Source organism: Kitasatospora sp. NPDC092039 (assembly GCF_044756065.1).
GTDB lineage: Bacteria > Actinomycetota > Actinomycetes > Streptomycetales > Streptomycetaceae > Kitasatospora.
Genome location: NZ_JBIVSD010000016.1, coordinates 108,506 through 121,771, shown reverse-complemented (window position 1 = coordinate 121,771; position 13,266 = coordinate 108,506). Strand labels below are relative to the sequence as shown.

The following is a 13,266-nucleotide window of genomic DNA, read 5'->3' as shown; positions in this document are numbered from 1 at the left end:
AACGGAGAGGAGGTCACAACGCCTCACCCAGGTAGGCCTGTTGCACGGTCGGGTCGGCCATCACGGCCTCGGGGGTGTCCAGGGCGAGCAGGGTGCCGTGGTGCATCACCGCCAGCCGGTCGGCCAGGCCGAGCAGGACGTCCATGTGGTGCTCGACCATCAGGACGGTCCGGCCCAGGTCACGGTGCACGGAACGGATCAGCGCGGTGAGGGCGGGCACCTCCTCCGCGCTGACACCGGCCATCGGCTCGTCCAGCAGGATCAGCCGGGGCTCGGAGACCAGCAGGACGGCCAGCTCCAGCTTGCGCTTCTCCCCGTGCGAGAGCGCACTGGCCAGGGTGTCCGCGCGGTGGGTGAGATCGGTGCGTTCCAGGGTGTCGGCCAACTGCTGCTCGTAGCGGTCGGCCCGGCGCCAGAGCCGGTACGAGGCACTCGGCCCGGCCGCCGCCTGGGCGGCCAGGCGGACATGGTCGGCGACCGTCGTGCCCGGCCAGAGGGAGGAGGTCTGGAAGGTGCGGCCGAGCCCGCGGCGGGCCCTGGCGTGCACCGCCTCGGCGGTGATGTCCGCGCCGTCGAGGTGGAGGCTGCCGTGGGTCGCCGGGTAGATGCCCGAGATCAGGTTGAAGAGGGAGGTCTTGCCGGCGCCGTTGGGCCCGATGAAGGCGATGAACTCGCCTTCGCCGACCGAGAAGGAGACGTCCTCGACGATCGGCACGCCGCGGACGGCCCAGCCGAGCCCGTCCAGACGCAGCACCGGAGAGGAGGACGAGGACGGCCCGGAGGACCCGGAGGCGGTGGAAGGAGTGGAGGCGGTACGGCCGGACATCGGGATCAGCCCGCCATCGGGGTGACCGGGGGTGCCGCCTCGTCCGCGGTCAGGGTCTTCTCCACCGAGGGCTTGGCGGCGGCGCCGTTGCCGGTCAGCCGCACCTGGAACATCGGCTGGAGCAGCGCGTGGTCCTCGGCGCGGACGGTGGTCCTCCCCTTCACTCCGTCGAAGCTCCAGCCCTCCAGGGCCTTGACCAGGGCCGAAGTGTCGTCGGCGGAGCCGTGGTTGGACTCGACGGCGTGCACGATCATCTGGGCGGCGGTGAAGCCGTCCGGGGTGAAGATGTCCGTCTTCCCTCCGGCGGCGGTGACGGCCTCGGTCATGGCCTTCTCCACCGGGGTGCCGGCGGCGCCGTCGAAGTAGTGGTTCAGGAAGGAGATCTTCTCGCCGGCCGGGCCGAACAGCGGGTAGGAGGCGGCCAGGTCGAGGCCGGTGACGACCCTGGTGTCGGCGAACGCGTCCTGCTGGTTGAGCGCCGTCCACAGGGCCGAGGCGGTGTCGCCGGCCCAGGCGACGAACAGCAGGTCGGGCTTGGCGGTCTTGGCCTGGGTGGCGAAGGGGGTGAGGTCGGTGGCGCTCGGCGGGGCGAGCACCTGGTCGACCGTCGCCCCCTCGGCACCGAGCACCGCCTTCACGGCGGCCACGTTGGCCTGGCCGAAGGCGTTGTCCTGAGCGAGCACGGTGACCTTCTTGCCCTTGGCGTCACCGACGAACGAGGCCGCGGTCCTGATGTCCTGGTAGGACTGGCGGCCGGAACGGAAGGTGTACTTGTTCAGGCCGGTGGCCTTGTCGGCGGCGGCCGGTCCGCTGATGAAGAGCACCTTGTTCTGGGCGGCGATCGGGCCGACCTGGAGGGCCACACCGGAGGCGGTGGAGCCGGCCAGCACCTTGTAGCCCTTGCCGATCAGGTCCTTGGCGGCGGACACCGCCTTGGCCGGGTCGCCGGCGTCGTCCTGCTCCTCGAACTCGATCCTGTGCCCGTCGACCGCGCCGGTGCCCTTGGTCGCGTAGCTCAGGCCGGCCTTGAAGCCCTCCAGGTACTGCTTGCCGTAGGCGGCCAGCGGCCCGGTCTTGGAGTACACCAGGCCGACCTTGACCGGGCCCTTCGTCCCACCGTCCGCCGCACTCGTCCCGGCCGTACCGGCCTTGGCGCAGCCCGAGGCGAGCAGGACGCAGGCCGCGAGGGCGGCGAGCTTCCGGGCCGGGCCACCGGTCAGGGAGTCACCCGGGCCGGCGCCGGCGGCGGTCCTGGAGGGGGTTGTCGAGCTGCGCATGATGACCGACTCCTGAGGTGCGGCGGGGTGATTGCGGGAACCGTAGGTGTGCGGTGGGGGCGGCGACATGTGCCCGGTCGACGCATCAGGCCATCGGGGTGTGGCGTCGGCCTCCATACCGTCGGCCCGCCGCTGTTCTGCGGGCACCGGGGTGTGGGACACCGACACGGTTCCCCGCTCACCCGTGGGGGCGGCCGCCATGGCTGACGCGGCCCCGGCCGGTGACGGTGGAGGGGCGCGGAGCCCGTCCGGCGGCAGCCACCCCAGCGGCGTGCCCGACCCGGTCCGGCCCAGGCAGGACCCCAGCCCGGCCTGGTGCGGCCACGGGCTCCGCGCGGTTCCCGAAGCCCGCCGGCCACCCCTCCCAGCTGCTCTCCCGCCTGCCCCCGTCCCTCCCTCCCGCGTACTCCTCCCGCGGCCCCTCGCACCGCCCGCTCCCACCCGCATCCCCTCCTCCCAACTCCCTCACGAGGTGACCCCTTGGACAAGGTCCTGGACTCCCCCGCCGACGCGGTCGGGGACATCCCCGACGGCGCGGTGCTGGCCGTCGGCGGCTTCGGCCTCTGCGGCATCCCGAGCACGCTGATCGGCGCCCTGGTGGACTCCGGTGCCACCGGGCTGCGGGTGGTCTCGAACAACTGCGGGGTGGACGACTGGGGGCTGGGCCTGCTGCTGCGGGCGGGCCGGATCGCCCGGATGACCTCGTCGTACGTCGGGGAGAACAAGGAGTTCGCCCGGCAGTACCTCTCCGGCGAGCTGGAGGTGGAGCTGACCCCGCAGGGCACGCTGGCCGAGCGGCTGCGGGCAGGCGGGGCCGGGATCCCGGCGTTCTTCACCCCGGCCGGGGTCGGCACCCAGGTCGAGGAGGGCGGGCTGCCCTGGCGCTACGCGGCCGACGGATCGGTGGCCCTGGCCTCCCCGCCCAAGGAGGTCCGCGAGTTCGGCGGCCGCCGGTACCTGCTGGAGGAGGCGATCAGGGCGGACTTCGCGCTGATCCGGGCCGAGGTGGCGGACCGGCACGGCAACTGCGTGTTCCACGCCGCCGCCCGGAACTTCAACCCGCTCTGCGCGGCGGCAGGCCGGACCACCCTGGTCGAGGCGGACCGGATCGTCGAGCCGGGCGAACTCCCTCCGGACGCGGTGCACCTGCCCGGGGTGTACGTCGACCGGGTGGTGGCCGCCGACCCCCTGGACCGCCGCGTCGAGCGCCGGACCGTCCGCCCCGCACGCCAGGAGGCCTGACCCGATGCCCACCGAGACCGCCGTCATCCAGACCGCCGCCCGCGCTGCGACCACCCCCGCACCGGCGTCCACGCCCGCACCGGACGTCGCCGAGGCCCCGGCCCTCGCCCTCGACCCGCGCAACGCCCTGGCCGCCCGCGCCGCGCGCGAGTTGCGCGACGGCCAGTACGTGAACCTGGGCATCGGCCTGCCGACCCTGATCCCCAACCACCTCCCGCCGGGCGTCGAGGTGGTGCTGCACTCGGAGAACGGCATCCTCGGCGTCGGCCCGTACCCGGAGGACGGCGCCGAGCACGCCGACCTGATCAACGCCGGGAAGGAGACGGTGACGGTCGCCCCCGGCGCCTCGTACTTCGACTCCGCCTTCTCCTTCGGCATGATCCGGGCCGGGCGGATCGACGTCTCGGTGCTCGGCGCGATGCAGGTGTCGGCCGCCGGGGACCTCGCCAACTGGATGATCCCCGGCAAGATGGTCAAGGGCATGGGCGGCGCGATGGACCTGGTGCACGGGGCCCGTCGGCTGATCGTGGTGATGGAGCACACCGCCCGGGACGGCTCGCCGAAGATCGTCGAGCAGCTGTCGCTTCCCGCGACCGGCCGGGGAGTCGTGGACCGGATCGTCACGGACCTCGCGGTGGTCGACGTGACCCCGGAGGGACTACGGGTGGTGGAGACGGCGCCGGGAGTGGACTTCGCGGACGTGCAGGCGGCGACCGGCGCCGCCCTGCTGCCGCCGCTCTGACCGGTCCAGCCCCAGCCCGACCCCAGCACGGCTCCACCGCGGACAGCGCGAACCCGCCACCGACCCGGCACGGGCCCAGCCCGACCCCAGCACGGCTCCCGCGCACACGGCCGGATCGCCCCGAGGGCGGTCCGGCCGGTTCCACTGACTCCGCGCCCGCCTTCTCAACCGCCCGTCTCCGCCTCCGAGTTCCACGCGTCCGCCGCCCGGCTTGGAACGAATTCGCCGCAATAGCACCCACACCCACCGGATCGGTCGGGAACCACGGCATCTTCACGCCTGGGCGGCGGTGATCTCCCGGATTGGTTGCGATCACCGTTGCGCTCAGGGAGAGTTGAGGAGGTCAAGGATCCCGACGTGTCCGGAGGGGAAGCTGGAAAGTGCATCGGGATCCCGGATTCGAGGCCGCCGTACCGACGTACCGACGCACCACTGAACCGGCCGCACACGCCGAAATGTGCTGGACAGCCCGGAAACCGCCGGAGGACCGCGGTTCGCCGGGCCGCGTTCCAGCCGATTCCGACCGGTTCCCCCTGCTCCGCCCCGGACGGCTCCGAGTCGAGGCAAGCCCACGCAGATGCCGAGCGAGCCGAGCGAGCCGACCAAGTCTCGAACTCCGGGGGGAGCAGCCATGACCAAGCCGTTCTCACGGCGAAAGGGCGTCGGAACGGCCCATGGGCGAGGTGCCGGGCAGCTTGACGAGGCCGCCCTGAGCGACCTTCCCGTACCCGAAGCCCCGTACGACTACGGCCACTTCAGCCGTCTCGCGGGCCCGGCCCACGACCCTGACGAGGACGACGACCTCGGCGCCGGCGTCTACTGGCCGGAACCGGCCACGTCGTACACCCCCGCCCCGTACGAACCGCCCCCCGGAACCCCCTACCGCGTGCGCTACCGCAGCCTGCTGCGCCGCGAGCCGCACCGGATCCGCGCCGCCCTGCTGCTGATGGCCGCCCCCGTGGTGGAGGCGGTGCTGCTGGTCTGGCTGCTGCTGCCGGAGCACTGGCCCGAGCGGCTGGACGAGACGAACGGCCTGGTGCTGCTCGGCGACAAGGTGATGATCGGCATCATCGCCGTCGTCGAGGTGTTCCGGCTGGTCAACGTCGTCTCCAACACCCACGCCACCCTGGTCGCCCGCGACCCGGTCCCGGTGACACCGGAGTCCGGCACCCGGGTCGCCTTCCTCACCACCTGCGTGCCGGGCAAGGAGCCGCCGGAGATGGTCCGGGCCACCCTGACCGCGGCCCGGGCCGTGCGGCACGACGGTCCGTACGACGTATGGCTCTTGGACGAGGGAAACGATCCTGCAATGCAGGCGCTCTGCACCGAGCTGGGCGTCCGCCACTTCAGTCGCGCCGGCCGGCCGCACTGGAACCGGCCGAAGGGCAGGTTCCGCGCCGGAACCAAGCACGGCAACTACAACGCCTGGCTCCAGGCCCACGGCGACGACTACGAGTTCTGGGTGTCCGTGGACACCGACCACGTCCCGCTGCCGGACTTCTGCGAGCGGATGCTCGGCTACTTCCGCGACCCCGACGTGGCATTCGTGGTCGGGCCCCAGGTGTACGGGAACTACCGCAGCTCCGGTTCTGCCGTCACCAAATTCTCCGAGAGCCAGCAGTACCTCTTCCACGCCCTCATCCAACGCGCCGGAAACCGTTACGGCGCGCCCATGTTCGTGGGCACCAACAACGCCGTCAGAATCAGCGCGCTCCAGTCGATCGGCGGGTTGTACGACTCCATCACCGAGGACATGGCGACCGGTCTGGAGTTCCACCGGCGCCGAAACCCGCAGACCGGGGAACGGTGGAAGTCCGTGTACACCCCGGACGTGCTCGCGGTCGGCGAGGGGCCGTCCTCCTGGACCGACTTCTTCTCCCAGCAACTGCGCTGGAGCCGCGGCACCTACGAGACCCTGCTCACCCAGTACTGGCGGGTGCTGTGGCGGCTGTCGCCCGGGCGGCTGCTCAACTACTCGCTGATGGTGGGCTTCTACCCGATGGCGGCGCTCACCTGGCTGCTCGGCGGCCTGTCCAGCGTGCTCTACCTGGGCTTCGGCGCCTCGGGCGTGCACGTCTCCTCGGAGATCTGGATGATGCTCTACAGCGACGCCGCCGCGCTCCAGCTCCTCCTCTACACCTGGAACCGCAAGCACAACGTGAGCCCGCACGAGCCGGCCGGCTCCTCCGGGGTCGCCGGCATGGCGATGTCCGCGCTCTGCGGTCCGGTCTACGCGGCCTCGCTGCTCCAGGCGCTGGTACGCCGCCGCAGCCGCTTCGTGGTGACGCCGAAGGGCCGCTCGGCCAGCACCGACCGGCTCGGCACCTTCCGCTTCCACCTGTTCTGGACCCTGGTGTTCGGCGGCGCGATCACCGCCTCCTACTTCACCGGCTACGACCACGCCGCGATGCGCACCTGGGCCTGGATCGCCCTGGCGCTCACCCTCCTGCCGGTCCTGATCAGCGCGGGCGACGCCGTCCGCCGCCGCCGGACCCGTCCCACCGCCACCCTCACCGTCACCGGCGGCCCGACGGCGGCCCCGAGGGTCGTCCTGGAGAGGCGCCGCCCGCGCCACGCCCGCGACCCCCGAGCCGCCCGGCTCACCGGCCCGCCCCAGCCCGCCCCGACGGCGCCCCGGCCCGCACCGCCCGAACCGCCCGAACCGCCCGAACCGTCCGCACCGCCCGCCCGGCCCGTAGGGACCGCACCCGACCACGCCCGCAGCGGCACGCCCTCCCACTGAGCAGCACCGTCCACCGAACAGCGCCCCATACCGAACAGCGCCGCGCACCGATCCGCACCAGAGCCGCCCCCGACCGCCCCGCCCCCGACCGCCTCCCGAGGGGAGCACCCACCGTGAAGATCCACAAGGCCGGCCGCACCAAGCGCCTCGCCCTCGGCAGCACCGTCGCGCTGACCGTGGCCGGGATGAACGCGCCGGCCGTCCTCGGCTTCGCCTCCGAGCAGTACCACCACTACGTGATCAACCGGCCCGAGTACAAGGCGCGGTACGGCCACTGGCAGACCCTGTCGCTGCCGGCCGAGTTCCGGGTCAACGCCGTGCACGCGACCCTGCTGCGCACCGGCAAGGTCCTGATCGTGGCGGGTTCCGGCAACGACGAGAAGCAGTTCGACGCGGGCACCTTCAAGAGCCTGCTCTGGGACCCGGCCGGGAACACCTACAAGCTGGTCCCCACCCCGGCGGACATGTTCTGCGGCGGCCACACCTCGCTCCCGGACGGCCGCGTCCTGGTGGCCGGCGGCACCCAGCGCTACGAGAAGCTGGCCGGCGCCGTGAAGAAGGCGGCTGGCATCATGCGGGTGCGCAACGAGAGCCCGGAGCGCGACCGGACCTTCCCGAAGGGCACCGTCTTCGTCTCCCCGGACGGCCACGAGTACGCCAGCACCGCCCCGGTGACCGTCCCGGCCGCGACCAAGACCGGCTCCGGCAGGCAGACCGTGGTCACCGCCGGGGAGCAGCACGTGTACGTGGAGGCGGTCGGCCCGGGCCCGGAGTACGTCTCCGGCTCCCCCGCCCAGTACCGGATCAAGGGCCTGAGCGGCGCCGACACCCACAACCTGTACGGGCAGAACGAGAAGCTGACCCTGGACAAGCAGGAGTACCAGGGCATCCGCTCCGCCTTCGAGTTCAACCCGGACACCGAGCTGTACGAGCCGGTCACCGACATGGCCCACGCCCGCTGGTACCCGACGCTGACCGGGCTGGGCGACGGCCGGGTGGTCACCGTCTCCGGGCTGGACGACACCGGGGAGATCCTCGACGGCAACGACAACGAGATCTACGACCCGAAGAGCAAGTCCTGGTCCAAGGGCCCCGACCACTACTTCCCGACCTACCCGGCGATCTTCCTCACCGCCTCCGGCAAGCTCTTCTACTCGGGCTCCAACGGCGGGTACGGCCCCGGCGACAAAGGCCGCGAGCCCGGCGTGTGGGACCTGTCGAACGGGGCCTTCCAGCCCGTCCCCGGCCTGCGCGACCCGGGCCTCACCGAGACCTCCTCCTCGGTGCTGCTGCCGCCCGCGCAGGCGCAGAAGGTGATGGTGCTCGGCGGCGGCGGTGTCGGCGAGTCCCCGCTGTCCACGGCCCGCACCGACATCGCGGACCTCTCCTCCGCCGTGCCCTCCTTCGCCCCGGGCCCGGACCTGCCGGCCGGCGGCACCCGCTACCTCAACAGCGTGATCCTCCCGGACGACACCGTCTTCACCACCGGCGGCTCCAGCGGCTACCGCGGCCGGGGCGACAGCGACCTGCTCAAGGCGCAGGTGTACCACCCGGACTCCAACAGCTTCAGCACCGCCGCCGAGCCGACCGTCGGTCGTGACTACCACTCCGAGGCGCTGCTGCTGCCGGACGGCCGGGTCGCCGTGCTGGGCTCCAACCCGCTCTTCGCGGACAAGGCCGAGACCCAGCCGGGCGGCTTCGAGCAGCGCATCGAGATCTGGACCCCGCCGTACCTGTACCACGGCGAGCGCCCGCAGGTCGGGGCCGTTCCGGAGGCGGCCAGGCTCGGCGGCACCGTCACCGTCGGGACGGCGCGGCCGGAGGCGGTCGCCACCGCCAAGCTGATCAGGCCGAGTTCGGTCACCCACGTGACGGACGTCGAGCAGCGCTCGGTGGCCCTGGACGTCACGGGACGGACGGCGGACGGCGTCTCGCTCACCCTGCCCGGCAACCCCAACCTGCTGCCGCCGGGCTGGTACATGCTGTTCCTGACGGACGCCGCCGGCACCCCGTCGGTCGCCCGCTGGATCCAGGTCACCGACTGACGCCCGGGCGCGACCGCGGGCGTCCGCGCAACCTCAGGCGCCGGCGGCCTCAGCGCGCCGCCTGTGCCAGCCCCAGCGCGTACGGCAGCCAGAACTCGCCCGCCCGGGGCTCGCCCCGGCCGCAGTCGCCGTCCGACTCCCCCGGGTTCTTGATCCACAGGTAGGCGTCCACCCCCGGCCGGCCGGTCTCGGTGGTCGGCCGCTCGCCGAGCGCCCGCCCGGACGGGTTGCACCACGCGTCGCCGCCCAGCGCCCCGTTGCCGCTGCGGCTGGTGTCGATGACGAAGTTCTTCCCGCCCAGGGCCGCGGAGAGCCTGGCGCCGTACGCCGCGTTCCGGTCGGTGTCGTAGAAGTTGGCGACGTTCACGGCGAAGCCGTCCGCCGCCGCGATGCCCGACTTGCGCAGGGCGGCGGCCAGTTCCTCCGGGTCCTGGGCCCAGCCGGGGTTGCCCGCGTCCAGGTAGACCCGCGCGTTCGGGTTCTTCTTCAGCTCCTGGACGGCGAAGGCGAGCAGGCCGTACCGCTCGGCGGCCAGGTCGCCCTTGATCCCGCAGGTGTCCAGGGTGTGCGCCACGGCGTCCGGCTCCAGCACCACCCAGGCCTTGCGGTCGCCGAGGGCCTGGGCGACACCGGTGATCCACGCCCGGTAGGCGGCCGCGTCGGGGGCGCCGCCGGCCGAGTACTGGCCGCAGTCGCGGTGCGGGATGTCGTACGCGACGAAGACCGCCGTCCGGCCCGCCTCAGTGGCCCGCCGGCTCACCTGCTCGGCGATCTCCCTGGCGCCCTGCTCGCCGAGCCACTGGGAGGAGGGCTGGGCGGCGATCCGCAGCAGGGTCTCGGCCTCCGCGGTCCGGCCCTGGCCGCGCAGCGCGGTCACCTGGTGGGCGGCGTTGGTCCGGTCGGAGACGTAGAAGGTCTGTCCGGGGATCTGTGCCAGGCCCCCGCCCGCACCCGAGCCGCCGGCCCCGCCCGAACCCGGGCCGGTGACCGCGGCCGAGCTCTGCCCCGCCCCCGGAGCGGCGCCCGGTGCGCCACCGCCCGCCGAGCCGCCGCAGCCGGACACGGCCGCCAGTACCACCCCGGCCAGCAGCGCCCCCGCGGCCCCCCGCAACGTCCCTGTCCGCCCCAGCCCGCGCACGTACCGCCCCTCCCCGGGACCGGTCCGGCGACCGGTCGGCACCAGCTAAGCACACCCGGAACCGGCCGACGGCCACCGCCGGTGAACGGCAAGTGGCCGTGGGCGAACGGGACATCGAACCCGCCCGGCCCACGGCCACCGACGCTCGGAACCCGGGGAGCACCACCCGAGGCGCTCCCGCCGGGCTCAGGCCTCCTTCAGGTTCGGCACCCGCCAGTCGATCGACTCGCCGCCGAAGGAGTCCAGCGCGGCGTTGATCTGCGAGAACGGACGGCTGCCGAAGAACAGCTTGGCCGACAGCGGCGACGGGTGCGCCCCCTGCACCACCACGTGCCTGGTGGTGTCGATCAGCGGGAGCTTCTTCTTCGCGTAGTTGCCCCACAGCACGAAGACGACCGGCTCCTCGCGGTCGCTCACCGCCTTGATCACCGCGTCGGTGAACTTCTCCCAGCCCTTCGCCTTGTGCGAGTTGGCCTCGTGCGCGCGGACCGTGAGCACCGCGTTGAGCAGCAGCACGCCCTGCTCGGCCCAGTGCATCAGGTAGCCGTTGTCCGGGGCCGGGATGCCCAGATCGGCGTCCAGCTCCTTGAAGATGTTGCGCAGCGACGGCGGCGTCCTGGTGCCCGGCAGCACCGAGAAGCTCATGCCGTGGGCCTGGCCGTTGTCGTGGTAAGGGTCCTGGCCGAGCACGAGCACCCGGACCTTGTCGTACGGGGTGGCCTCCAGCGCGGCGAACTCCTGGCCGCTCGGGGGGAACACCTCGTGCTCCGCGCGCTGGGCCGCCACGAAGGCGGCCAGCTCGGCGAAGTACGGCTTCTCCGTCTCGGCGCCCAGCACCCCGCGCCAGGACTCGGGCAGCTCCAGCCCGCCGCCCGCGCCGGCCTCGACCACGCCCGCCTCGACCGTGTCCGTCACGACATCTACCTCCCACACCGCGGCTGCTGCGCCGCACGCCCTCTTTCACCCCGAACGCTACACAGCCCCACCGACAACTCACTCCCCCGGAGCGGATTCCGGGCTCCGGGCGGCCACCGCCCGCTCCGTCGCCGGATCCACCTCCCGCTCCACGTCCCTCCGCTCCGCCACCCGCCGCTCCACCCGCAGGTGCTCCACCACGTTGAGCGCCACCAGCAGCACCGCGAGCACCAGCAGCACCGCGAGCGCCGGCAGCCGCACCATCGCGGGCAGCAGCGCCAGCACCACCCCCGCCGCGGCGATCCGGGTCGCCGCGACCTGACGGAACATCATCCAGCGCGTGTAGCCGAAGCCAGCAGGTACAGCCCGCACCCGCCGTACAGCAGCGCCACCGGCCCCGCGCCGAGCGCCCGCCGCGGGTCCGCGACCGTCTCCCCGAAGCCGACCGCCACCCCGATCACGCCGGCGGCCAGCGCCAGGTGCCCGTACTGGAAGACCCGCCGGACCAGGTCCCGGCGCGAGTCGGCGATCACCACGGCGTGCCGCATGGCGTCCGCTGCGCACACGAAGTACTGCCACCACAGGCCCACCGAGATCGTGAACGCCACTGCCACCGTGGCGAGTTCGGCCGCGTCCAGCCGGGCCGCGGCCGCCGTGCCGCCGATCCCGACGATCGACTCGCCGAGCACCACCAGCAGGAACAGCGCGAACCGCTCCGGCATGTGCGCCGGATGGTACGCCACCACCGCGAGCCGCCGCCGGAATACCAGCGGCGCGGCCAGGTCGCCGAGCGCGGCCGCCGCCCACAGCGCGAGCCGCGGCCCCTCCGGCAGCAGCCCGCCCGCCACCAGCAGCGGCCCGCTGACCAGCACGCCCACCCCGTACGGCCCGCGCCACGCGCCCGGGATGCGGACCACCAGGAGCAGCAGCACCACCCGGGCCAGCCAGTACGCGGCGCCGAGCAGCACGCCCCGCCCGCCGTACGCACCCGGGACCGCCAGTGCCATGAACAGGCCGGCCAGCCCGACCAGCAGGATGCCCAGCCGGTCCCGCAGGTTGTCCACGTCCCGGATGTTGGCCTGCACGGTGGTGCCCACCCAGCACCAGTACACCGGCACGAACACCACCAGCGCCCGGACCAGCCCGGCCACGTCGTGGTGGTGGTGCAGCAGCCCGGAGACCTGGGTGATCGCGAAGACGAACACCAGGTCGAAGTAGAGCTCCGCCCAGGTGACCCGCTTCTCCCCCAGCCCCTGTGACTCCCCCGTCACGCCCATCCGCCCGGCCCTCCCCGCAGGTACGAAGCGGCCCCGCTCCGGCGATCGACCGGAACGGGGCCCACGACAGCACCGCAGAGGTTAGGGCGTCTCCGCCGGTTCCCGCCAGGCACCGGTCCGACGCGGACCGCCGGATGCGCTGCCCGGGGCCGGCCCGACGAAGGGGCCCACGACGGACCCGACAAGGGCCCCTAGACCAGCTCGACCAGGTCCGCGATCGACTTGACCACCCGGGTCGGCCGGTACGGGAAGCGCTCCACGTCGGCGGCGGAGGTCAGGCCGGTGAGCACCAGGATAGTCTCCATGCCGGCCTCCATGCCCGCGACGATGTCGGTGTCCATCCGGTCGCCGATCATCACCGCCGTCTCGGAGTGCGCGCCGGCGGTGTTCAGCGCCTCGCGCATCATCAGCGGGTTGGGCTTGCCGACGAAGTACGGCTCGACCCCGGTCGCCTTGGTGATCAGGGCCGCGACCGAGCCGGTGGCCGGCAGCACGCCCTCGGTGGAGGGGCCGGTCTCGTCCGGGTTGGTGCAGATGAACCGGGCACCCTGGTTGATCAGGCGGATCGCCTTGGTGAGCGCCTCGAAGGAGTAGGTGCGGGTCTCGCCGAGCACGACGTAGTCGGGGTTGTTGTCGGTCAGCACGTAACCGGCCTGGTACAGCGCGGTGGTGAGCCCCGCCTCGCCGATCACGTACGCGGTCCCCTTCGGCCGCTGGCTCTTGAGGAAACTGGCCGTGGCCAGGGCGGAGGTCCAGATGCACTCCTCCGGCACCTCCAGCCCCATCCCGGCGAGCCGGGCGCTGAGGTCGCGCGGGGTGTAGAAGGAGTTGTTGGTGAGGACCAGGAAGGGCTTGCCGGACTCCCGCAGCCTGCGCAGGAACTCCTCCGCCCCGGGGATCGGCGTGCCCTCGTGGATGAGGACCCCGTCCATGTCGGTCAGCCAGGACTCGATGGGCTTGCGCTCTGCCACGTAGGTGTCTCCTCGGTCTTGCAACGGTTCTGAACGATCTCGCACATCGCTCCGGACCGGACACCCTCGGCCGGCCGGGCGCCACAGGCT

11 protein-coding genes are annotated in these 13,266 nt (G+C 72.9%); 4 read left to right on the top strand and 7 right to left on the bottom strand.

Annotated features, from left to right (window positions below; translation table 11 throughout):
* Nucleotides 1–13: 13 nt before the first annotated feature.
* Both ACIQI7_RS28085 and ACIQI7_RS28080 read right to left on the bottom strand, forming a co-directional pair.
* A complete protein-coding gene (locus tag ACIQI7_RS28085) occupies nucleotides 14–826 on the bottom strand; it encodes an ABC transporter ATP-binding protein (RefSeq protein ID WP_401114920.1) in 813 nt (270 codons plus the stop codon).
* Nucleotides 827–831: 5 nt separating this feature from the next.
* On the bottom strand, nucleotides 832–2,103 hold the full coding sequence (locus ACIQI7_RS28080) for a substrate-binding domain-containing protein (protein WP_401114917.1): 1,272 nt from the start codon (nucleotides 2,101–2,103) through the stop codon (nucleotides 832–834).
* Nucleotides 2,104–2,583: 480 nt separating this feature from the next.
* Between ACIQI7_RS28080 and ACIQI7_RS28075 the strand changes: the two genes are divergently transcribed.
* The 4 genes from ACIQI7_RS28075 to ACIQI7_RS28060 all read left to right on the top strand — a co-directional run bounded on the left by ACIQI7_RS28075 (nucleotide 2,584) and on the right by ACIQI7_RS28060 (nucleotide 8,875).
* On the top strand, nucleotides 2,584–3,345 hold the full coding sequence (locus ACIQI7_RS28075; RefSeq protein ID WP_401114914.1) for a CoA transferase subunit A: 762 nt from the start codon (nucleotides 2,584–2,586) through the stop codon (nucleotides 3,343–3,345).
* Between the two features lie 4 nt (nucleotides 3,346–3,349).
* A complete protein-coding gene (locus tag ACIQI7_RS28070; RefSeq protein WP_401114911.1) occupies nucleotides 3,350–4,087 on the top strand; it encodes a 3-oxoacid CoA-transferase subunit B in 738 nt (245 codons plus the stop codon).
* A 631-nt stretch (nucleotides 4,088–4,718) separates the two neighbouring features.
* A complete protein-coding gene (locus ACIQI7_RS28065) occupies nucleotides 4,719–6,830 on the top strand; it encodes a glycosyltransferase family 2 protein (protein ID WP_401114908.1) in 2,112 nt (703 codons plus the stop codon).
* Between the two features lie 113 nt (nucleotides 6,831–6,943).
* Nucleotides 6,944–8,875: a galactose oxidase-like domain-containing protein gene (locus tag ACIQI7_RS28060; protein ID WP_401114905.1), complete on the top strand. Its 1,932-nt coding sequence runs from the start codon at nucleotides 6,944–6,946 to the stop codon at nucleotides 8,873–8,875.
* A gap of 49 nt (nucleotides 8,876–8,924) precedes the next feature.
* Here the strand turns inward: ACIQI7_RS28060 and ACIQI7_RS28055 are convergent, their stop codons facing one another.
* From ACIQI7_RS28055 to ACIQI7_RS28035, 5 genes are all read right to left on the bottom strand, one after another.
* A complete protein-coding gene (locus ACIQI7_RS28055; protein WP_401114902.1) occupies nucleotides 8,925–9,986 on the bottom strand; it encodes a glycoside hydrolase family 6 protein in 1,062 nt (353 codons plus the stop codon).
* Between the two features lie 213 nt (nucleotides 9,987–10,199).
* A complete protein-coding gene (locus ACIQI7_RS28050) occupies nucleotides 10,200–10,928 on the bottom strand; it encodes a uracil-DNA glycosylase (RefSeq protein ID WP_401114899.1) in 729 nt (242 codons plus the stop codon).
* Nucleotides 10,929–11,006: 78 nt separating this feature from the next.
* Nucleotides 11,007–11,261, bottom strand: coding sequence for a hypothetical protein (locus ACIQI7_RS28045; protein WP_401114896.1), 255 nt, complete (start codon nucleotides 11,259–11,261; stop codon nucleotides 11,007–11,009).
* On the bottom strand, nucleotides 11,258–12,199 hold the full coding sequence (locus tag ACIQI7_RS28040) for a low temperature requirement protein A (RefSeq protein ID WP_401114893.1): 942 nt from the start codon (nucleotides 12,197–12,199) through the stop codon (nucleotides 11,258–11,260). The genes ACIQI7_RS28045 and ACIQI7_RS28040 overlap by 4 nt, the downstream gene beginning before the upstream one ends.
* A 197-nt stretch (nucleotides 12,200–12,396) precedes the next feature.
* Complete coding sequence (locus ACIQI7_RS28035; protein WP_401114890.1) at nucleotides 12,397–13,176, bottom strand: HAD-IIA family hydrolase; 780 nt, start codon at nucleotides 13,174–13,176, stop codon at nucleotides 12,397–12,399.
* Nucleotides 13,177–13,266: the final 90 nt, after the last annotated feature.